19 protein-coding genes are annotated in these 19,501 nt (G+C 71.8%); 8 read left to right on the forward strand and 11 right to left on the reverse strand.

Translation table 11 applies throughout. The features are described 5' to 3' along the window. Positions 1-90 precede the first annotated feature (90 nt). The 5 genes from BJ971_RS07170 to BJ971_RS07190 all read right to left on the reverse strand — a co-directional run bounded on the left by BJ971_RS07170 (position 91) and on the right by BJ971_RS07190 (position 6,335). Positions 91-1,692, reverse strand: a complete 1,602-nt coding sequence (locus tag BJ971_RS07170) for a glycoside hydrolase family 13 protein (RefSeq protein WP_184998702.1) — start codon at positions 1,690-1,692, stop codon at positions 91-93. 97 nt (positions 1,693-1,789) lie between these two features. Continuing rightward, positions 1,790-2,758, reverse strand: coding sequence for a carbohydrate ABC transporter permease (locus tag BJ971_RS07175; protein ID WP_184990944.1), 969 nt, complete (start codon positions 2,756-2,758; stop codon positions 1,790-1,792). A 10-nt stretch (positions 2,759-2,768) separates the two neighbouring features. Then, positions 2,769-3,683: a carbohydrate ABC transporter permease gene (locus BJ971_RS07180; RefSeq protein ID WP_184990946.1), complete on the reverse strand. Its 915-nt coding sequence runs from the start codon at positions 3,681-3,683 to the stop codon at positions 2,769-2,771. Between the two features lie 61 nt (positions 3,684-3,744). Then, the gene (locus BJ971_RS07185) at positions 3,745-5,106 is read right to left on the reverse strand and encodes an ABC transporter substrate-binding protein (protein ID WP_184990948.1); all 1,362 of its coding nucleotides are present in this window, start codon (positions 5,104-5,106) and stop codon (positions 3,745-3,747) included. 218 nt (positions 5,107-5,324) lie between these two features. Beyond that, on the reverse strand, positions 5,325-6,335 hold the full coding sequence (locus BJ971_RS07190) for a LacI family DNA-binding transcriptional regulator (protein ID WP_184990950.1): 1,011 nt from the start codon (positions 6,333-6,335) through the stop codon (positions 5,325-5,327). 192 nt (positions 6,336-6,527) lie between these two features. Between BJ971_RS07190 and BJ971_RS41975 the strand changes: the two genes are divergently transcribed. Further along, on the forward strand, positions 6,528-7,046 hold the full coding sequence (locus BJ971_RS41975) for a methyl-accepting chemotaxis protein (RefSeq protein ID WP_184990952.1): 519 nt from the start codon (positions 6,528-6,530) through the stop codon (positions 7,044-7,046). On the opposite strand, the gene BJ971_RS07200 is transcribed toward BJ971_RS41975, so the two are convergent. Further along, positions 7,012-7,500: a hypothetical protein gene (locus BJ971_RS07200; RefSeq protein ID WP_184990954.1), complete on the reverse strand. Its 489-nt coding sequence runs from the start codon at positions 7,498-7,500 to the stop codon at positions 7,012-7,014. The genes BJ971_RS41975 and BJ971_RS07200 overlap by 35 nt on opposite strands. Before the next feature lie 136 nt (positions 7,501-7,636). Here BJ971_RS07200 and BJ971_RS07205 point away from each other — a divergent pair, with 136 nt between their 5' ends. From BJ971_RS07205 to BJ971_RS07220, 4 genes are read left to right on the forward strand one after another with little or no spacing between them, the layout of a single operon-like run. Next, entirely contained in the window at positions 7,637-8,062 is a 426-nt protein-coding gene (locus BJ971_RS07205) for a YchJ family protein (protein WP_184990956.1), read from the forward strand. Positions 8,063-8,110: 48 nt separating this feature from the next. Then, complete coding sequence (gene kynA / locus BJ971_RS07210; protein WP_184990958.1) at positions 8,111-8,968, forward strand: tryptophan 2,3-dioxygenase; 858 nt, start codon at positions 8,111-8,113, stop codon at positions 8,966-8,968. Further along, positions 8,965-10,194 (forward strand): kynureninase, encoded by a 1,230-nt coding sequence (gene kynU / locus BJ971_RS07215; RefSeq protein ID WP_184990960.1) that lies wholly within the window; start codon positions 8,965-8,967, stop codon positions 10,192-10,194. Before kynA ends, kynU begins: the two co-directional genes overlap by 4 nt. Continuing rightward, positions 10,191-11,165 (forward strand): amidohydrolase family protein, encoded by a 975-nt coding sequence (locus BJ971_RS07220; RefSeq protein WP_239087522.1) that lies wholly within the window; start codon positions 10,191-10,193, stop codon positions 11,163-11,165. Before kynU ends, BJ971_RS07220 begins: the two co-directional genes overlap by 4 nt. Here BJ971_RS07220 and BJ971_RS07225 read toward each other — a convergent pair. Then, positions 11,155-12,174: a Gfo/Idh/MocA family protein gene (locus BJ971_RS07225; protein ID WP_184990962.1), complete on the reverse strand. Its 1,020-nt coding sequence runs from the start codon at positions 12,172-12,174 to the stop codon at positions 11,155-11,157. The genes BJ971_RS07220 and BJ971_RS07225 overlap by 11 nt on opposite strands. Positions 12,175-12,326: 152 nt before the next feature. On the opposite strand from BJ971_RS07225, the gene BJ971_RS07230 reads away from it, so the two are divergent. Further along, a complete protein-coding gene (locus BJ971_RS07230; protein WP_184990964.1) occupies positions 12,327-13,148 on the forward strand; it encodes a methyltransferase domain-containing protein in 822 nt (273 codons plus the stop codon). Here BJ971_RS07230 and BJ971_RS07235 read toward each other — a convergent pair. Continuing rightward, complete coding sequence (locus tag BJ971_RS07235; RefSeq protein WP_184990966.1) at positions 13,145-13,813, reverse strand: YqeB family protein; 669 nt, start codon at positions 13,811-13,813, stop codon at positions 13,145-13,147. The two genes, BJ971_RS07230 and BJ971_RS07235, sit on opposite strands and share 4 nt — an antisense overlap. A 129-nt stretch (positions 13,814-13,942) precedes the next feature. On the opposite strand from BJ971_RS07235, the gene BJ971_RS07240 reads away from it, so the two are divergent. Next, on the forward strand, positions 13,943-15,046 hold the full coding sequence (locus BJ971_RS07240) for a sensor histidine kinase (protein ID WP_203709381.1): 1,104 nt from the start codon (positions 13,943-13,945) through the stop codon (positions 15,044-15,046). Beyond that, positions 15,034-15,696, forward strand: coding sequence for a response regulator transcription factor (locus BJ971_RS07245; protein WP_184990968.1), 663 nt, complete (start codon positions 15,034-15,036; stop codon positions 15,694-15,696). The genes BJ971_RS07240 and BJ971_RS07245 overlap by 13 nt, the downstream gene beginning before the upstream one ends. Here BJ971_RS07245 and BJ971_RS07250 read toward each other — a convergent pair. From BJ971_RS07250 to BJ971_RS07260, 3 genes are read right to left on the reverse strand one after another with little or no spacing between them, the layout of a single operon-like run. Then, the gene (locus tag BJ971_RS07250) at positions 15,693-17,231 is read right to left on the reverse strand and encodes a glycoside hydrolase family 130 protein (RefSeq protein ID WP_184990970.1); all 1,539 of its coding nucleotides are present in this window, start codon (positions 17,229-17,231) and stop codon (positions 15,693-15,695) included. The two genes, BJ971_RS07245 and BJ971_RS07250, sit on opposite strands and share 4 nt — an antisense overlap. After that, positions 17,228-18,310: a glycosyltransferase gene (locus BJ971_RS07255; protein WP_184990972.1), complete on the reverse strand. Its 1,083-nt coding sequence runs from the start codon at positions 18,308-18,310 to the stop codon at positions 17,228-17,230. The genes BJ971_RS07250 and BJ971_RS07255 overlap by 4 nt, the downstream gene beginning before the upstream one ends. Further along, the gene (locus BJ971_RS07260) at positions 18,307-19,458 is read right to left on the reverse strand and encodes a glycosyltransferase (RefSeq protein WP_184990974.1); all 1,152 of its coding nucleotides are present in this window, start codon (positions 19,456-19,458) and stop codon (positions 18,307-18,309) included. The genes BJ971_RS07255 and BJ971_RS07260 overlap by 4 nt, the downstream gene beginning before the upstream one ends. Positions 19,459-19,501 lie beyond the last annotated feature (43 nt).

A 19,501-nucleotide genomic window follows, 5' to 3' on the forward strand; every position in this document is an offset into this window, starting at 1 on the left:
CGTCAGGTGGCCAAGCCCCCGGGTGGTGCGTCTCCCTTCGTGACGGCGGGCCCGGCGCCGGCGGTGAATCCGGCGCGGGTCCGCGGGTGATCAGCCGTCGGTTCGCAGGCGCAGCCAGACGGCGGTGTCCCGGGGGAGGAGGTCACCGTCGAGCGGACCGCTGCTGAGCAGGCAGAGTTCGTGGTCCGGCAGCGCTACCGCGGCGCCGGACATGTTGAGCACGCAGGCGAAGTCCCGCCCGCGGGTGTACGCGAGGACCTCGGGTCCGGCGGGGAGCCACCCGATCGCGTCCTGATGCAGCCCCGCCTCGGCCCGCCGGACGCCGATCGCGGACCGGTAGAGCTCGAGCATCGAGTTCGGGTCGCCGGTCTGCGCCTGCACCGTGCGGTCCTTCCACTCCGCGGGCTGGGGCAGCCACGGTTCGGCGGTGGTGAAGCCGAACGGCGCCTCGTCGCCGGTCCACGGCAGCGGCACCCGGCAGCCGTCGCGGCTGTGCCCGCGGCGGGCGTACATCGGGTCCTGCATCTGGTCGACCGGGATGTTCTCGTTCTCCCAGAGGCCGAGCTCCTCGCCCTGGTAGACGTAGGTGGCGCCGGGCAGCGACAGGGAGAGCAGCGCGGCGGCGCGTGCCCGGCGGGTGCCGAGCTCCAGGTCGACCGGGCTGCCGTCGAGGTTGTTCTCGAAGCTGAACGTTGTCATCTCCCGGCCGTACCGGGTGACGTGGCGGGTGACGTCGTGATTGGACAGCACCCAGGTGGCGGGCGCGCCGATGGCGGCGTGCGCGTGCAGGGTGCGGTCGATGCACTCGCGCATCAGCCGCGGGTCCCACGCACAGCCGAGGAAGTCGAAGTTGAACGCGGCGTGCAGCTCGTCGGGGCGCAGGTAGTTGGCGAACCGGTCGACCTCCGGCATCCAGACCTCGCCGATCAGCGCCCGGCCCGGGTAGCTGTCGGAGATCCGGCGCCAGGCGCGGTACACCTCGTGCACCTCGTCGAGGTCGTGGAACGGGTGCGGCCGCCCGTCGACCACGGCCGGCAGGTCGCGGTCCTTGAAGAGCAGCGCGGCCGAGTCGATCCGGATGCCGTCGACGCCGCGGTCGAACCAGAATCGCAGGATGTCCTCGAACTCGGCGCGCACGGCCGGGTGGTCCCAGTTCAGGTCGGGCTGCTCCGGGGTGAACAGGTGCAGGTACCAGTCGCCGGGTGTGCCGTCGGGGTTCGTGGTCCGGGTCCAGGTGGTGCCGCCGAACTCGCCGGCCCAGTCGGTGGGCATCTCGGCGCCGTCCGGCCCCCGCCCGGGGCGGAACCAGAAGAGCTCGCGCTCCGGCGCGTCCGGGTCGGCCAGGGCCCTGCGGAACCACACGTGCTCGCTGGAGACGTGGTTCGGCACGATGTCGACGATCATCCGGATGCCCTTGGCGTGCGCCTCGGTGATCAGCGCCTCCGCGCCGGCCAGATCGCCGAACACCGGGTCGATGTCGCGGAAGTCCGCGACGTCGTAGCCCGCGTCGGCCATCGGGGACGGGTACCAGGGGCTCATCCAGATCGCGTCGACGCCGAGGTCCGACAGGTGGTCCAGGCGGCCGCGGATGCCGTCGATGTCCCCGATGCCGTCGCCGTCGCTGTCGGCGAAGCTGCGCGGGTACACCTGGTAGATGACGGCGTCTCGCCACCAGGGATCCTGGTCGGAAATAGCCACGATTGCCTGCTTTCTTGAAGTCTCGACGAGGATTTTTCGGGCGCACGGGTCCCGGCGGTCGACGCTGACCGCCCGGCCGAGCCGGTGCGTGCTAGCCCTTCATCGAGCCCGCGGAGAGTCCGCCGATGATGCTGCGCTGGAAGATCAGGAACACGACGATCATGGGAATGCTGGCGATGGCGAGGCCGGCCATGAAGTCGGTCGGCGGCACCTGGCTGGTGTTGGCGAGCCGGTGCAGGGCCACGCTGAGCGTCTGCGACTCGGGGTCCGGCAGCACCAGCAGCGGCCAGAGGAAGTCCTTCCAGAGCGCGATGATGATGAAGATCGACACGACGCCCAGGACGGGCCGGGACAGCGGCAGGATGATCGACCAGAGCTGGCGCAGCCGGCCCGCGCCGTCGATCGAGGCGGCGTCCAGCAGGTCGTCGGGGATCTGGTCGAAGAAGCGCTTGAGGACGTAGACGTTGAACGCGGTCGCGGCGGCCGGCAACCAGAGCGCCCAGGGCGTGTTCAGCAGGTTGACATGCAGCAGCGGCACGTCGACGACGGTCAGGTAGGCGGGCACCAGCAGCGCGGAGGCCGGCAGCATCAGGCTGGCCAGGATCGCGCCGAGCAGGATCTTGCCGAAGACCGGCTTGAGCTTGCTGAGCCCGTACGCGAGGGCGACGTCGAAGGTCAGCACGATGAGCCAGCCGCCGGCCGCGTAGAGCACCGTGTTGGTGAAGTACTTGGCGATGCGCATGTTCGACCACGCGGTCGCGAACGTGTCCGGGTGCCAGGAGTGCGGGATGAACGTCGGGGTGCTCAGCGCGTACTCGGCCGGTGACTTCACCGCGCTGGAGAACATCCAGTACAGCGGCACGAGGAAGACCAGCACGAACACGGTGATCGTCAGGCCGAGCACGGTGAAGTACAGGCCGCGGTGCCGTTGCAGGTCGACCGTGGAGACGAGGGTACGGGTCGCCGGGCTGGTGCCGACCAGCCCGCGCTTGCGGCGCGGTGCCGCCGGTGCCGGCGTGGCGCCGCCGGCCGGGGCCTGTGGCGGGGCGATAAGGGTCATGGCAGTCTCCTCAGTCCCCGGTCCGGGTGAGCCACAGGTACAGCGCGGAGAAGGCGCCCAGCACCACGAAGAGCAGCACGCTCATCGCGGCGGCGAGGCCGAAGTCCTGGTTGACGGTGAAGGCGTAGCGGTAGACCAGGATGAGCACGGTGATGGTGTCCGGATTCGACGTCCCGGTCAGCGCGAACGGCTCGATGAAGACCTGCATCGTCGCGACGATCTGTAGCAGCAGCAGGACCAGCATGATGAACCGCATCTGTGGCAGCGTGACGTGCCGCAGCCGCTGCCAGATGCTCGCGCCGTCCAGCTCGGCGGCCTCGTACAGCTCACCGGGTATGCCCTGGAGGGCGGCGAGGTAGATCAGCGTCGCGCCGCCGAGGTTGGCCCAGGTGGACACGAGGACCAGCGAGATCATGGCGGTGTTCGAGGACTGCGTCCACTGTGACTCCGGCAGCCCGACGCCGCGCAGCACCGTGTTGAACAGGCCGTTGCCCGGGTCGTAGAAGTAGCGCCAGAGCAGCACCGCCACGATCGGGGGCAGCATCACCGGCAGGTAGACCAGGACCCGGAAGAACCCGCTGAAGTGCCGGAACTCGTTGAGCAGCACGGCGATGAAGAACGGCAGCACGAAGCCGAAGACCAGGGCCAGCCCGGTGAACAGCAGGCTGTTGCGCCAGGCCGTGTAGAAGAGCGGGTCGGCGAACAGCGCGCGGTAGTTGTCCAGGCCGACCCAGTACGGCGGGGCGACGAAGTTGTCCTGCTGGAAGCTCAGGATCACGCCCCGCACCAGCGGATACCAGGAGAAGAAGGCGAAACACGCCAGGCCCGCCGCCATGAACGCGTATGCCAGCAGGTTGTCCTGAATCCTCCGGCGCAGGCGGTGTACGCGGGATCCGCGCCCCGGTACCGCCGTGACTACCGCCATTGTCGTTCCTTTTCTCAAGGGGCGGCCGCCGGCGGTGGATGCCCGCCGGCGGCCGGGCCGGTTACTTGACGCTGGCCAGGATGCTGTTGGTCTGGGTCTCGGCATCGGCGAGGAGCTTGTCGATGTCCGCGTTCTTGTCGGTCAGGACCTTCTGCATCGCGACGTCGAGGGCCGCGTAGATCTGCTGGGCGTTCGGCGGCTCGAGCTTGACCGGGATGCCGCTCATCGCCGCGACGAACGGCGCGTAGTTCTCCTGCGGCACGTTGGCGTACTTCTTGTCGGCCGCGGCCTGCGTCTCGGCCGCCGCGCCGGTGAAGATCGCCGGCTCGGGCAGGCCGACGGGCTGGTCGGTCTCGCTCGCCCACTTGTTCTCGGCCTCGTAGCGGTCGGCCGAGGTGAACCAGAAGGTCAGCCACTTGAGGCCGGCGTTGATCTTCTCGGGGCTCAGGCCGGCCTTGAACATGTAGCCCTCGCCGCCACCCAGCGTGCCCTTGCCGTCCGGGATCTGGCCGAGGCCGTAGGTCTCGTACTTGCCCTTGTACTGGTTGACGATCGTCGGGATGTTGTCGGCGGTGGCGAGGTACATGCCGAGCTTGCCCGAGCCCATCTGTTGCAGCAGGTCGGCCCATTCGAGGAGCTGCTTCTGGCCCATCGAGTTGTCGACCCAGCGCATGTCCTTGAGCTGCTGGAGTACCTGCTTGCCCTGCGGGCTGTTGAAGGCGGCCTTCCAGGTGCCGCCGTTGTTGACGGCGACGTCGCCGCCGAGGGAGTAGAGCTCGGTGGTGAAGTGCCAGCCGCCGGTGTTGCTCTTGCTGTAGTCGCCGTAGCCGACCGTGCCGTCGCCGAGGTCGGCGATCTTCTTGGCGGCCGTGCGCAGCTCGGCCCAGGTCTTCGGCGGGTTGTTCGGGTCGAGGCCGGCCTTGGTGAACAGGGCCCGGTTGTAGAGCAGCCCCATCGAGTAGTTCTTGTACGGCAGGCCGTACGTCGCGCCCTTGTCGTCCTGGAAGACCCGCAGTACCTCGGGCTTGAGCTGCGAGGTGATCGGGTAGTCCTTGAGGTACTTGCTGATGTCCGACACCTGGCGCTTGGCGATCAGGCTGGCCGGGTCGGTGAAGTAGACGTAGAAGACGTCCTCGAGCTGGCCGCCGGCGAGCTTCGCCGGGAAGGTCTGCGGGTCCATCTTGCCCTCGCGGGCGTCGATCTTGATGTTCGGGTTCGCCTTCTCGAACTCGGCGACGTTGGCGAGGAAGCGGTCGTGCGTCGCCTTCTCGGTGGCGGGCGGAAGGCCGTTGATCACCAGCGTGACCTTGCCGTCCTTCGATGTCGTCGCCGCGTCGCCGTCGTCGCCGCACGCGGCGGCGGACATGGCGACTCCGGCGACGAGCAGGAGCCCGAGGGCACTGCGCAGCCTGGATTTGAACATGGGGGATTACGCCCTTCCTGGGTGGGTGCGCGCCTATGGGTAAGTCCGAAATGTGACGGGTTCTCGATGCCGTGTTTCGTGGCAGTGACGATACAAAGTCAAACCGCGTCACGCAAGAAGTGAACCAACAGTCGAAAAAACTCGACCATCGTGATCGGGGGCACAAAGAAGGGCGGGCCCACGAGGGGCCCGCCCGGTGAAGGTGGTGAATGTCCTGCTCAGTCGCGGCTCGGCGCCGGTGCGGTGGATCCGCGTACCACCAGTTCCGGTTCGAAGAGCAGCTCGTCGGTGGTCGCCGCGGCGCCCTCGATCTGGTTGACCAGGACGTCGACCGCGGCCTGCCCCATCAGCTCGATCGGCTGCCGGACGGTGGTCAGCGGCGGGTCGGTGCACGTCATCAGCGCGCTGTCGTCGTAGCCGACGACGGACACGTCGCGCGGCACCTCGAGGCCCAGGCGGCGTGCCGCCCGGATCGAGCCGAGGGCCAGCACGTCGCTGGCGCAGATCATCGCGGTGACGCCGCGCTGGATCAGCCGGGTGGCGGCCAGCCGGGCGCTCTCCATGGAGAAGTTGGTGCGCTCGACCGGCCACTGTGACTCGGGCCCGGACCAGCCCGCGGCGACCTTGACGGCGGCCAGCTTGCGGCGCGACGGCACGTGGTCCTCCGGGCCCATCACCAGGCCGATCATCTCGTGGCCGAGCGAGCGCAGGTGGCCGTACGCCTGCTCGACGGCGACGGCGTCGTCGGTCGAGATGTGCGGGAAGCCGAGGCCGTCGACGCCGCCGTTGACCATCACGACCGGCATCCGCCGGTCGAGCAGCTGCCGGTAGTGCCCGTGCTCGGCGTCGGCGAGGGCGTACGAGCCGCCGGCGAAGACCACGCCGGACACCTGATGGTCCAGCAGCATCTCGATGTAGTCGCGCTCGGGCACGCCGCCGATCGTGCGGGCGCAGAGTGCCGGCGTGAAGCCGCGCTGCGCGAGCGACGCGGTCACCACCTCGGCCAGCGCCGGGAAGATCGGGTTCTGCAACTCGGGCAGTACCAGGCCGACCAGCCGCCCGCGCTCACCGCGCAGCTTCGTCGGTCTCTCGTAGCCCATGACGTCAAGGGCCGTCAGCACGGACGCGCGGGTCGCCTCGGAGACGCCGCTGCGGCCGTTGAGCACCCGGCTGACGGTGGCCTCGCTGACGCCGGCCTTCTTCGCCACCTCGGCGAGACGTTTGGTCACGAACGGAATCTTACGTCAACCAATTGCAAGAGTTGTACAGGCGTTTGCAGCGCAGGACGAATCGCTGACCGGTCTTGCGAATCGCCGTCGAGCCGCCGCCGCTTCTGGTCCTAATCATCCGGAATCGCCGGAAACCGCCCTTGAAGGATGCGAATCTTGGGGTATGGGGACGACGGCTATGGGTGGAGCGCGATGACCGACTGGGAATCTGGGGACGGCTACCAGGATCAGGATCAGGGCCGGGAGGCGGAGACGGTCCGTTTCCAGGACGAGAGCCCGCACAACTCCGTGCACCGGCTGGCGAACGTCAGCAGCGACATGGCGACGGCCACGCAGTCCGCGGTGCGCGCCGCGCAGACCGCCGTCGCGGTGATCCAGCGGCTGGAGGCCAGCAGCACCGAGATCGGCAAGGTCGTCGAGCTCATCGCGACGATCGCGAAGCAGACGAACCTGCTCGCGCTGAACGCCACCATCGAGGCGGCCCGGGCCGGCGAGGCGGGGCGCGGCTTCGCGGTCGTCGCCAGCGAGGTCAAGGACCTGGCCAACGAGACCGCGACGGCGACCAACGAGATCGGCGGCCAGGTGGGCGGCATCCGCAGCGACACCCAGAACGCCGTCTCGGCGATCGAGGAGATGCAGGGCCTGATCGAGGAGCTGGACCGCTGCCAGCGGGTGATCAGTGAGATCGTGATCGAGCAACAGGCCGGCTAGGCGTGCGCCCCCAGGGCTTGTAGGTGGAGATCACCGTCGCGAAGATCAGCAGGCTGCTGGAGACCGTCGGCGCCACCACCATGTTGATCCGGTCGGGTCGCGGCAGCGCGCCGGCGAGGTCGCCGGCCTCGACCAGCCCGGGGTAGAGCAGGAACAGCACCAGGCACAGCATCACCGTCGTGAGCACCAGCTTGACCAGCACCCACCAGTGCCGGAACAGGCGCCACGGCGTGAGGACCGCGTTGGCCACCCCGACCAGCCAGACCAGCACGCTCAGCGGGGTGAAGAGCAGCCGGCCGATCATGCTCTGCGCCGGATAGACGATCTCGGGATCCGCACCGGCCAGCCCGGCGATGCCGAACGTCAGCAGGACCAGGTCGACGCCGAGCCAGCCGACCGCGGTGATCACGTGAACGGTCAAGACGAATTTGCGCCAGCGCGGTGGAAGGACCATGCCGACGAGCGTGCCAAGCCCGGCGGCCCCGGTCATGCCCCGGACGGCGCAGCCGGCCGTACGCAGGGCGACGTAGTCGGCGAAGATCCGCCACTACCGGCGGCGGGGACCGCCGGGTAGGGGGACAATGGCAGCCATGGCCCGACGCACACCCCGCCGCACCGCGACGCCGAAAGGCCTCGACGACGCCAGCGCCTGCCCGTGCGGGCTCGGCCGGCCGTACGGCGAGTGCTGCGGCCCGGCGCACCGCGGTCAGGCGCCGGCCACGGCCGAGGCGCTGATGCGCTCCCGGTACGCGGCCTTCGCGCTCGACGACTCGGCCTACCTGCTCCGCTCGTGGCATCACACGACCCGGCCGGCCGGCGTCGATCCCGACCCGAACCTGCGCTGGACCGGCCTCGACGTGCTCGGGTCGACCCAGGGCGGGCTCTTCGACGCCGAGGGCGTTGTGGAGTTCCGGGCGCACTACCGCGACGGCGGCACCCCCGGCGAGATGCGCGAGCGCAGCCGCTTCGTGCGCCACGACGGTCAGTGGGTGTACTGGGGTCCGATCCTTACCTGACGGCTAGTGTGATCTCCTTCAGGTTGATCATCTGAGGAGGGTAGGAGAGTGTCGTCGAACCAGCGGCCTCTTGAGGCCGGCATCGTCCGTGACTTCAAGGTCAATTTGTCGTACGGGCGGTACCTTCACCTCGACGAGGTCCTGACCGCGCAGCACCCCGTCAGCGTCCCCGAGCACCACGACGAGCTGCTCTTCATCCTCCAGCACCAGACCTCGGAGCTCTGGCTCAAGCTGATCCGGCACGAGCTGCGCGCGGTGCAGCGGCAACTGGCCGCCGACGACCTGCGGCCGGCGCTCAAGGGCCTCGCCCGGGTCAAGCACATCCAGCGCTGCCTCACCGAGCAGTGGTCGGTGCTGGCCACCCTGACCCCGTCGGAGTACGCCGAGTTCCGTAGCTTCCTCGGCACCTCATCGGGCTTCCAGTCGTACCAGTACCGCGCGGTCGAGTTCATGCTCGGCAACAAGGACAAGCGGATGCTGTCGATCTTCGACGACGACCCGGGCGCGAAGGAGATGCTGGTCTCCGCGCTGGAGGCGCCGAGCGTCTACGACGAGTTCCTGCGCTACCTGGCCCGGGCCGGTCATCAGGTGCCGGCCGAGCTGTTGCAGCGCGACGTGACCCTGCCGTACCGCTACAACGCGGACCTGGTGCCGGTGTTCGTGAAGATCTACGAGAACGCGGACGCGAACTGGGAGGCGTACGAGGCCTGCGAGGAGCTCGTCGACCTCGAGGAGAACTTCCAGCTCTGGCGCTTCCGGCACCTCAAGACCGTGGAGCGGACCATCGGCTTCAAGCGCGGCACCGGCGGCTCCAGCGGCGTCGACTTCCTGCGCAAGGCCCTCGACCTGACGTTCTTCCCCGAGCTGTACGCCGTCCGGACCGAAATCGGAGTAGCACACGCATGACCGACGACCTGCTGGCGCGGGCCGAGGCGCTGGACGCCGCCGATCCGCTGGCGCACCTGCGCGACCACTTCATCACCCCGGACGGCTTCGACGTCGTCTCCTACCTGGACGGCAACTCGCTCGGCCGCCCGCTGCGGGAGACCGCGCGGCTGCTCGACGACTTCGTCCGCGAGCAGTGGGCCGGCCGGCTCATCCGCGGCTGGACCGAGGGCTGGATGCAGTGGCCGCTGGAGCTCGGCGACCGGCTCGGCACGGTGGCGCTGGGCGCCGCGCCCGGCCAGGTGGTGGTCGCCGACTCCACCACGGTCCTGCTCTACAAGATGTCGCGGGCGGCCGTCGACGCACGCCCCGGCCGCCGCAAGATCGTGCTGGACACCGACAACTTCCCCACCGACCGGTACGTGCTGGAGGGCATCGCCGCCGAGCGCGGCCTGTCCCTGGTGTGGATCGAGACCGACCCGGCCGGGGGCATCACCGCCGAGCAGGTCGCCGACGTGGTGGACGAGGACACCGCGCTGGTGCTGTTCAGCCACGTCGCGTACCGGTCGGGCTGGATCGCGCCCGCGGCGGAGATCAACCGGATCGCGCACGCGGCCGGCGCGCTGACGCTCTGGGACCTGAGCCACTCGGTCGGCTCGGTCGACCTGCACCTTGACGACTGGGGCGCGGACCTGGCCGTCGGCTGCACGTACAAGTACCTCAACGGCGGCCCGGGCGCGCCCGCGTTCGCCTACCTGCGGCGCGGCCTGCAGGGCGAGCTGCGCCAGCCGATCCAGGGCTGGATGGGGCACCGGGCGTCGTTCGAGATGGGCCCCGGCCACGAGCCGGCCGAGGGCGTGCGGGCGCTGCTCAGCGGCACCCCGCCGATCCTGGCCATGGTCCCGCTGCACGCCAACCTGGACATGCTCGCCCAGGCCGGCATCGAGGCGGTCCGCGCCAAGTCGACGCTGCTCACCGGGTACGTCCTCGAGCTGGCCGACCGCTGGCTGGCGCCGCTCGGCGTCCAGGTGGCCGGCCCGCGCGACGCCGCGCACCGCGGCGGGCACGTGACGCTCCAGCACCCCGCGTTCGAGCGGCTGCTGGCCACCCTCTGGGAGAACGGCGTGCTGCCCGACTTCCGCAACCCGAACGGCATCCGGATCGGCCCGGCGCCGCTGAGCACCAGCTTCGTGGAGGTGCACCGCGGGCTGACGATGCTGCGGACCCTGCTCGAGAAGCAGCCGTGACCTGGCTGGTCGCCGACACGATCTGGTGGGGCGGGCGGTCGCACGCCGGTGCCGCGCTGCGCCTCGGCCCCGGGCCGCGGGCGGTCGTGCCGGTCGCCGATATCCCGGCCGGCGCGGTGCCGCGCCGGCTGCCCGGCGCGGTGCTGCCGGGCCTGTGCGACGCGCACGTGCACTCCGCGCTCGTCGACCTGACGACGGTGCGGGACGGCGGGATCGCGTACGTGTGGGACCTTGGCGGCGTACCGGAGAAGGTCGCCGCGCTGGCCGCGCGGGGTGCACCCGGGGTGCGCTACGCCGGGCCCTTCATGATCGCCCCCGGCGGATATCCCAGCGACCGCTCGTGGGCGCCGGCCGGCTGCTGCCGCGAGGTGCGCTCGGCGGACGACGCGGCCGCCGCGGTCGGCGAGGCCCGGGCCGCGGGAGCGACGCTGATCAAGGTGACCGCGCACGCCGGCGGCCCGATGCTGCCGCCCGCGACGCTTGCCGCGCTGGTCCGCGCCGCGCGGGCCGGCGGCCTGCCGGTTGTCGCGCACGCGGAGGGCCCGGGCACGGTCGCCGCGGCCTACGAGGCCGGCGTGGAGCTGCTCGCGCACACGCCGTGGACCGAGGAGCTCGACGACGCCCTGGTGCGCGCCGTCGCCGCCCGGATGACCTGGATCAGCACCCTGGACATACACGGCTGGGGCCGGCCGACGCCGGAGCAGGACACCGCGATCGGCAACCTGCGGCGCTTCCTGGAGCACGGCGGGACCGTGCGCTACGGCACCGACCTGGGCAACGGGCCGCTGCCGCCCGGGGTCAACCCGCGGGAGCTCGGTGCGCTGCTGCGGGCGGGCATGGACCCGGCCGGGATCCTCGCCGCGATGACCGAGCCCGACCTGGCCGAGCCGACGTGGCTGCCGTCCGGCCTCGACCTGGATCCGGCGACCTTCGCGGAGTCGCTGGCGCGGGCCCGGGTCGTTACAGCTTGACCGTCTCGCCGGTCGCCGCGCTGATCCGGGCCGTGTCCAGGACGTCCATGTTGCGGACCGAGTCCCACGGGTCGACCGGCAGGGGTGCCTCGCCCCGGACCGCCGCCGCGAACGCCGGGTAGTAGCTGTCCCAGCGGCCACGCTCGCTGCGCACGGGCGCGCCCGTCGCGCCGCGGTACAGCCGGCCCCAGGCGTGCTCCGGCTCGACGCCCCAGCGCTCGCCCAGGTCGCCGGGGGAGCGGCCCGCCTTCAGCGCGGCCTCCTGGCCGTCGATGCCGTCGATGATGTAGGTGCCCGTCGTGCCGCTGACCCGGAAGCGGGGGCCGGGCGCGGCCTGGCGCCAGCTGCCCCACAGGTGCGACTCGACGCCGCTCTCGTGGTGCAGGGCAACGAAGACGTCGTCGTCCAGGTCGCCGTCGCCGCGCATCTCCGCGTACACCCGGGAGACCGGGCCGAAGAGCAGGTGCGCCTGGTCGACCAGGTGCGCGCCGAAGTCGAGGAGCGTGCCGCCGCCGGCGGCGGGCGGCTCGCGGTCCGGCGCCCAGCGCTCGAAGCGGGACTCGAAGCGGCGGACCTCGCCCAGCGCGCCCTCGCCGATGAGCCGGCGCAGGGTCAGCAGGTCGGAGTCCCAGCGCCGGTTCTGGTAGACGCTGAGCAGGACGCCCGCCTCGGCGGCAAGGGTGGTCACCTCGCGGGCCGCCTCGGCGTCCAGCGCGAACGGCTTGTCCACCACCACGGCGAGACCCAGTTCGATCGCCTCGCGGGCCAGCGCGGCGTGCGTCGCGGCCGGCGTGGAGATCGTGACGGCCTGCACGCCCGCGGCGGCGAGCTCGGCGATCGAGCCGTACGCGGGTACGCCGGGGTGCCCCTTCGCCAGCTCCTCGCGGCGCTGTTCCGAGCGGGTCACCACGCCCGCGAACTCGACGCCGTCCGCCCCAGCGAGCAGGGGCGCGTGGAAGATCCGCCCCCCGGAGCCGTACCCGACCAGACCCATCCGTGTTGCCGTCATGTTTCGGGATCTTACGGCCCACGATCGTTGCCAACGGGTGGGACGGTGTCCAGGAACACACCTGAACCCTGATACCTCGAAAGAGCGAAGTTCCGTGTCGGAAGGTTGACGGCCCGTCACGATGGCGCGCTCACCGAGCCACTATCGGTGCCATGGAGCCCGCACAGCTGGACCGCACCCCCTTCGCGGACCTCGACTCGATGCCGCCGGAAATGATCGCGATGCTGGTCGCGGCGCTCGAGGCGATGTCCCGGCACCCCGAGATCCGCCGCGTGCGCGACACCGCGTGGCGGGAGCTGCGCCCGGCACCCGGGCAGCGCCTGCTCGACGCGGGCTGCGGCGCCGGTGACGTGTCCCGCGCGCTGGCGGCCGCGGTGGCTCCCGGCGGCGAGGTGGTGGCGCTCGACCACTCGTCGGCGACCCTGGCCGCGGCCCGCAAGCGGCACGACGGCGGCGAGATCCGGTACGTCACCGGCGACGTCTCCGCCCTCGACCTGGCCGACGACAGCTTCGACGGCGTGTGGTGCGAGCGCGTCCTTCAGCACGTCGACGACGCGGACGTGGCGATCGGCGAGCTGATCCGGGTGACCCGTCCCGGCGGCCGGGTCTGCCTGCTCGACACCGACTGGGGCTCGCTCGCCTTCGACGGCGTGGACACCGCGCTGGCGCAGACGATCGTCGAGCACATGCACGGCCGGCTCACCCCGCGCCAGGTGGACATGGGCCGCACGCTGCGCCGCCGGCTGGTCGGCTACGGGCTGCACGACATCAGCGCGACCCCGGTCACCTGCTACTTCCCGGACCCCGCCTCGGCGGCCGTGGTCCTGCCGATGGTCAACCCGCAGGTGCCGCAGGAGTCCTGGATGACACCGGACGGCCTGCGCGAGCGCTGGTTCGACCAGGTCGACCGGGCCGGCGAGGACGGCGACTTCCTCGCCGTTCTGACCATCTGGGTTGTAGCCGCGACGGTCTAGCCCGTTACGCGGAAGTGCTGGCGCTTCTTCTCGTCGCGCACCACGAGGCCGAGCCGGGCCAGCTCGCCGCGCAGCTCCGTGGCGTCGTCCCCGTCGCCGCGGTCCAGCGCGCGCTGCCGGGCCAGGAACAGCGCCTCCGCCTCCGCCGGTACGTCCGGCAGGCCCGGCACCCAGCGCCGGTATGCGTCCGCGTACGGGTCCCGCTCGGACCAGACCGGGCCGAACAACCTCGCCAGCCGCGCGGACGCCAGGTGTGACGGCTCACGGGCCAGCTCGCGCCCGGTCCGTCCGAGCAGCACCAGCCGGTCGCGCTCGCGGTAGGCCACCGCCACCTCCCCGCGCGGGACCGTCCGGACGGTGCCGGGCCGCTTCAGCGTCACCTCGGTGTGCGACATCCGCACGGTCAGCGACTCCCGGTCGGCCAGGAACGCCAGCACCAGGCCGGCGAGCGCGCCGAGCAGCAGGGCGCCGATCGTCGCCTCGGGCTCGGGCAGCCGGGCGGCCAGCCGCAGCGGCCCGCGCATCGGTGCGAACGGGACACGCAGGATCCAGTCGGGTAGCTGGTGCACCACCCAGCCCAGCCCGGCACCGCCGGCGGGCAGCGCCGCCCACGCCGCCGCGCGGGCCCATGCCGGAGTGGCCACGGTCGTCGAGTCGTCGGTCACGCCGCAGAGTCTCCGGCGCGCGCCGGGCCGCGGATACCGGCGGAGGTCGAGACCGCGTCGACCAAAGTCGACGTGGCGACCGCCACCCGGCCACTGCGCGCGGGGGCCGCGGCGCAGTACCGTCCAGGCATGCGGCGCTGGCTGATCGAGGGTGCCCTGGCGGTCGTCGCGCTGCTGCTGGGCTCCTTCTTCCTCGCGACGACCCTCAGTGAGGGCGACGCCTGGCCGCTGTGGGCGGAGCTGGCCGCCGGCCTGGTCGCGATCGCCGGCCTGGTCCTGTTCCGGCGGAGCCGGCCGGTCGCGCTGACGCTCGTCCTCATCCCGTTCGGGCTGCTCTTCGGCATGCCGATGGGCGCCGCGCCGATCGCGCTCTTCGCCGTCGCGCTGTACCGGCCGGCCCGGGTCGCCGTCGGGGTCGCCGCGGTGCACGCGGTCTCGCTGGCCGGCGTCTATCTGATCGCGCTCGGCCCGACCCGGGTCTACTGGGAGTCGGTGACGTTCATGGTGCTGCTGGACGTCATCGTCGTCGCGATCGCGATGCTGGTCCGCTCGCAGCGGCAGCTCGTGCGCTCGTTCGCCGAGCGGGCCCGGCAGGCCGAGCAGGGCCAGCAGCTGCGCCTCGAGCAGGCACGGCTGGGCGAGCGGGAGCGGATCGCGCGCGAGATGCACGACGTGCTCGCACACCGGATCTCGCTGCTGGCGGTGCACGCCGGCGCGCTGGAGGTGCGCCGGGAGGCGCCGGAGGGCGAGCGGGCGGCCGCCGGGGTGATCCGGCAGAGCGCGTACGAGGCGCTGGAGGATCTGCGGCAGGTCATCGGGATGCTGCGCGAGCCCGCCGACGACCGGCCTCAGCCGACCCTCGCGGACGTGCCGGCGCTGATCGAGCAGTCCCGGGAGGCCGGTGCGCGGGTGGAGCTGGAGCTGGGCGCCGCCGGGCCGGTGCCGGCCGGGCTGGGCCGGCACGCGTACCGGATCGTGCAGGAGGCGCTGACCAACGCCCGCAAGCACGCGCCGGGCGCGAGCGTGCGGGTGGCGGTCACCGGCCACGCCGAGCGGGGCCTGGTCGTGGAGGTCGACAACGCCCTGGTGGCCGGCGGGCCGACGCTGCCGGGCGCCGGGGCCGGGCTGGTCGGCATCGGCGAGCGGGTGCAGCTCGCCGGCGGCCGCCTCGAGCACGGACCGACGACGGCCGGCGAGTTCCGGCTCCGGGCCTGGCTGCCATGGACGCCCTAGCGCCCGTGCGGGTGCTGCTCGTCGACGACGACGCCCTCGTCCGCGCCGGGCTGACCATGATGCTCGGCGAGTTCGACGGCATCGAGGTGGCCGGCGCGGTCGCCGACGGCACCGAGGTCGCCGCCGCGGTCGCCGAGCACCGCCCGGACGTCGTGCTGATGGACATCCGGATGCCGGGCATGGACGGGCTGACCGCGACCGAGGCGTTGCGCGCCCGCCGGGATCCGCCCGAGGTGATCGTGCTGACCACGTTCGACACCGACGCGCACGTGCTCCGGGCGATGCGCGCCGGAGCAAGCGGCTTCCTGCTCAAGCACACACCACCCGCCGAGATCGCCCGGGCCGTGCGGCGGGTCGCGGCGGGCGAGCCGATGCTGTCCCCGGAGGTGCTGCGCCGGATGATGAGCTTCGTCGCGGCGGCCGGCACCGATCCGTCCCGGGACCGGGCCCGGGCGGCGCTGCTGCGGCTCAGCCCCGGCGAGCGCGACGTCGCGTCGCTCGTGGCGCAGGGCCGCACCAATCAGGAGATCGGTACGGCCCTGCGGATGAGCACGGCAACGGTCAAGGCGTACGTGTCCCGGATCCTCACCAAGCTGGACTCGACGAACCGGGTGCAGATCGCCCTACTGGTGCACGACGCGCGGCCTTAGGACCGCCATGACTCGGCTGGGCCGTCGGCGAACGGCACCATCGCGTCGATGAGCTTGTCGAGCGGGATGCTGGCGAACCCGACCCGGACGTCGCTGGCGCCGTACGGCAGCCAGAACCGCCCCGCGTGCACGAGCCCGCCGCAGGAGTAGACGACGTTGGGCACGTAGCCCTCGCGCTCGATCTCGTCCGGCTCCAGCAGCCCGTGCGGCAGGTCGGCGATGACCAGCTCCGGGTTGTCGAGGTCGAGCAGCATCGCGCCGATCGCGTACCGGCGCATCGGGCCGACGCCGTGGGTGAGCACCAGCCAGCCCGCGGTGGTCTCCACCGGCGACCCGCAGTTGCCCACCTGGATCAGCTCCCAGCCGCGGTGCGGCACGAGCAGCGGCACGGCCTCCTGCCAGCGGTTCTGCTCGTCGCGGACGCTCAGCCCCAGCGTCTCGCCGTCGCTGCGGCACAGCGCCAGGTGCCGCCCGTTGACCGGCCGCGGGAACCGCGCCATGCCCTTGTTGCGGGCGGCCGGGCCGCGCAGGGCGGTCACCTCGAAGTGCCGCAGGTCGCGGGTGTGTATCTGCCGCCCGGCGATGTGCCGTCCGTCGTACGCGGTGTAGGTGGCGTAGTAGGCCGTGCGCCCGTCGGCCTCCTCGACCTGCACGAAGCGCGCGTCCTCCATGCCGTTGCTCTCGGCCGGGGTGGCCGGCCAGAGCACCCGCTGGTGCAGCGGGGCGGTGGCCGGGAACGTCACCGCGTAGTCGCTGGCCACGATGCGCCGGATCAGTTCCAGCGTCTCGTTGGCCTTGGTCCGGGCCAGCAGTTCGCCGGGCAGGTGGTGCAGGATGTCCTCGAACGCCTCGTCGTCGTAGCGCTCGGGCAGCGAGGACAGCACGGTGGCGGTGATCTCGTTGTCCAGGTCCTCCTCGGCAAGGCCGGCGGCGAGCAGGTCGCGCCGGTGCTTGGCGCCGACCCGCGGGCCGATCATCAGCGGGCCGGAGCGGTCCTCGAGCCGGATCGTGTCGTCCGGGCCGAGGATCGCGGAGCAGAAGCCGATCGAGGAGATGTGCCCCTCGCCGATCTGCCGGAGGCTGATCGCGGTGCGCAGCTCGCCCGGGGCCAGGTCGCTCTGGTCCGGGTGCGGGACCATCGACGGGTTGCACAGCGCCGCCGCCTCGACGGAGAACTCGTGGCTGAAGTAGGCGCCGATCAGCGCCCGGGCCGTCGGCGACAGCTCGATGTCCGGCGGCACCCGGTGGTGCACCAGGTCGTAGTGGTGCTGGAAGGTCGCGCAGATGTCGTGATGGCGCCCGGCGAAGCGGGCCAGCACGTCCTCGAGCAGCCGGGCGGTCTCCTGCTCGTTGAGCAGCAGGACCCGTTCGATGATCGCGGAGGCGCGGTTCTGGCCGATCTGGGCGTCCTCGCCGGGCACGAACAGCTTGATGACGACCCGGCGGCCGTCCGGCTGCATCGTCAGCGCGTGACGCAGGGCCAGGGAGGTGGTCGACGTGGAATCGATGTCGTCGGGATCCATGATTGCGGTCATGCCAGTCCGCCTGACGGTCGGGTCGTGCTCCTGCTCGCCAACGCGCGTGCGTGCTGCAACGTGGAGACGAGCGCGAGAGTGGATTCGGCGCCTTGGTTCAGATTAGGGCCATCCGGCTTCAGACCGTCAAATCCACCACCTGTCAGGGGGTCGTACATCACCGTGCCGGTGTCGTTGTCGCCCAGGAACCAGGCGATCGACATGAACAGCGGCGCGTCCCAGCGTTCGTCCCCGGTCACCGCCGCCGCGGTCGCGCAGGCGTCGGCGGTCGCGGCGGCCTCGATCGGCTGCTGGTCGTGCCGGTGCTTCGGGACGCCGGGACGCCACCCGCCGACCGGGACGGTGGAGAGGTGACCCTGGTGCTCCTGCATGCGGCACAGCCAGGAGAGCATCCGCAGGCCGTCGGCGAGCAGCGGCTCGTCGCCGAGCAGATCGCCGGCCTGGATCAGCACCTCGGCCGGCGCCGGGTTCGCGTAGGTCAGCTCGGGTTCCGGCCAGACCCACTCCGGATCGGGACCGGGTGGGCCGATGACCGTCGCGGCGTCGCCGAGCAGGGAGGCCGCGGCGCTGGACCGCGGGTCGGCCCGCAGCACCTCCGCCGCGCCGAGCCCGGCGAAGGCCATGGCCCGGGGCCACGGCGAGCGCTGCCGGGCCGCCCTGGCGAACGACTCGGCCGCACCGGCCCGGATCCACGGGACGGGGCAGCGGGCCGCGGCCGTGCCGAGCCCCCACACCAGCCGGCCCCACCAGTCGCCGAGGCTAGGCTCGTCGTGCCAGACCCGGTCGTAGCCCATGCGGTTGTGGCAGGTGCCGTCCGGCGCCAGCGCGTGCATCAGGAACGCCAGGTACCGCTCGGCGAGCCGGACCACCTGCGCGGTGGGCTGCGGCTCGCGGGCGGCGACGAGCAGGCCCCGGGACACGTCGTCCACGCAGTAGCCGTGCCAGCGCCGGGGAATCGCGTTGCGGGCGTGTTCGAGCAGGCCGGTGTCGTCGGTGAGCCGGGCGATCTGCGCCCAGTTGGGCTCGGGCGCGTCGACGAGGCGGATGGGCGGCGGTACGAGCCGCAACGAGATGCTCACGCCGGAACCGACGTCGCGACGCGAGTGCGGTCCTGTAGCAGCCGGGTGGTCAGCGCCTGGTAGCGCGCGGCGACGGCGGGCCAGCGCAGCGTCGGCCCACCGGTGAGTCCGGCAAGGTGGTTTGGCGAGTCCCGCAACGCCAGCACGTGCCGGATCGCGGCGGCCATCGCCTCCGGGTCCTGATGCGGCACCAGCAGACCCGGGCCGTCGGCGAGCAGCTCGACGGCGTGCGGGAACTCGGTCGCGACCACCGGCACGCCCGCGCCGACCGCCTCGATCAGCACGCCGGAGGTGACCTGCTCGGTGGAGTCGTACGGCAGCACCACCGCGTCCGCCGAGCGGATCAGCCGACTCAGCGTCGCCTGGTCGTGGTAGACGTCGTCCCAGGTGACCTGGTCGGTGACGCCGAGCTCCGCGGCGAGCTTGCGCAGCGACTCGCGGTAGACGTCACCGTGCTGCTCGAGCACCTTCGGGTGGGTCCGGCCGGCGACCGTGTACAGCGGATGCGGGTCGAGGTCACCGAGCAGGGCCACCGCGCGCAGCGCCCATTCGATGCCCTTGCCCGGACCGAGCAGCCCCCAGGTGAGCAGGTGCGGGGTGGCGCTCGCCGCCCGCGGCGTGCCGGAGTGGCTGCCCGCGCCGTGCGGGATGACAGTGATCTTCTCCGGGTCGACCCGGTAGCCGGTGGTCAGCCGCCGGCGCGCGGTGTCGGTCATGGTGACGACCGCGTCGGCCGCCGCGACGATCCGTTCGAGCACCGTGCGCTGCAGCGGCGACGGGTTGCTCAGCACCGTGTGCAGCACGACGATCGTCGGCACCTTGAGGGCGCGCAGCAGCGGCAGCACCTCGTCGCCGCCGTCGCCCGGGTAGATGCCGTACTCGTGCTGGAGGACCGCCACGTCGAAGCGGTTCAGCGCGTTGGCCGCGGCCGCCCAGCCGCCGGACGTGTCCGTGTGCCAGGTGTGCACGATCCGCGGCGCCGTACGGTCGACCTCCAGCCCGCCCCCGGTCGCGTCGGCCGAGAGCAGCCGGACCACGCCGCTGCCGGGCGCGCCACCCGTCAGGTGGCTCGCGAGCGCCGCATTGAACGTCGCCAAACCGCATTGCGTGGGGGGATATGTGCTCAAGAAGCCATACGTGGCGGGCATGAAGGGCCTTTCTGATCAGGCGGCTGCCTCCCCGCAGCACGAA

The organism is Amorphoplanes digitatis (genome assembly GCF_014205335.1).
Lineage (GTDB): Bacteria > Actinomycetota > Actinomycetes > Mycobacteriales > Micromonosporaceae > Actinoplanes > Actinoplanes digitatus.

Bases quoted from the DNA above. Each gene is read 5' to 3' on its own strand.
- BJ971_RS07175 (WP_184990944.1), bottom strand. From the start codon at position 2,758: ATGACCCTTATCGCCCCGCCACAGGCCCCGGCCGGCGGCGCCACGCCG.
- BJ971_RS07180 (WP_184990946.1), bottom strand. From the start codon at position 3,683: ATGGCGGTAGTCACGGCGGTACCGGGGCGCGGATCCCGCGTACACCGC.
- BJ971_RS07185 (WP_184990948.1), bottom strand. From the start codon at position 5,106: ATGTTCAAATCCAGGCTGCGCAGTGCCCTCGGGCTCCTGCTCGTCGCC.
- BJ971_RS41975 (WP_184990952.1), top strand. From the start codon at position 6,528: ATGACCGACTGGGAATCTGGGGACGGCTACCAGGATCAGGATCAGGGC.
- BJ971_RS07200 (WP_184990954.1), bottom strand. From the start codon at position 7,500: ATGGTCCTTCCACCGCGCTGGCGCAAATTCGTCTTGACCGTTCACGTG.
- BJ971_RS07205 (WP_184990956.1), top strand. From the start codon at position 7,637: ATGGCCCGACGCACACCCCGCCGCACCGCGACGCCGAAAGGCCTCGAC.
- kynU (WP_184990960.1), top strand. From the start codon at position 8,965: ATGACCGACGACCTGCTGGCGCGGGCCGAGGCGCTGGACGCCGCCGAT.
- BJ971_RS07225 (WP_184990962.1), bottom strand. From the start codon at position 12,174: ATGACGGCAACACGGATGGGTCTGGTCGGGTACGGCTCCGGGGGGCGG.
- BJ971_RS07230 (WP_184990964.1), top strand. From the start codon at position 12,327: ATGGAGCCCGCACAGCTGGACCGCACCCCCTTCGCGGACCTCGACTCG.
- BJ971_RS07240 (WP_203709381.1), top strand. From the start codon at position 13,943: ATGCGGCGCTGGCTGATCGAGGGTGCCCTGGCGGTCGTCGCGCTGCTG.
- BJ971_RS07245 (WP_184990968.1), top strand. From the start codon at position 15,034: ATGGACGCCCTAGCGCCCGTGCGGGTGCTGCTCGTCGACGACGACGCC.
- BJ971_RS07250 (WP_184990970.1), bottom strand. From the start codon at position 17,231: ATGACCGCAATCATGGATCCCGACGACATCGATTCCACGTCGACCACC.
- BJ971_RS07260 (WP_184990974.1), bottom strand. From the start codon at position 19,458: ATGCCCGCCACGTATGGCTTCTTGAGCACATATCCCCCCACGCAATGC.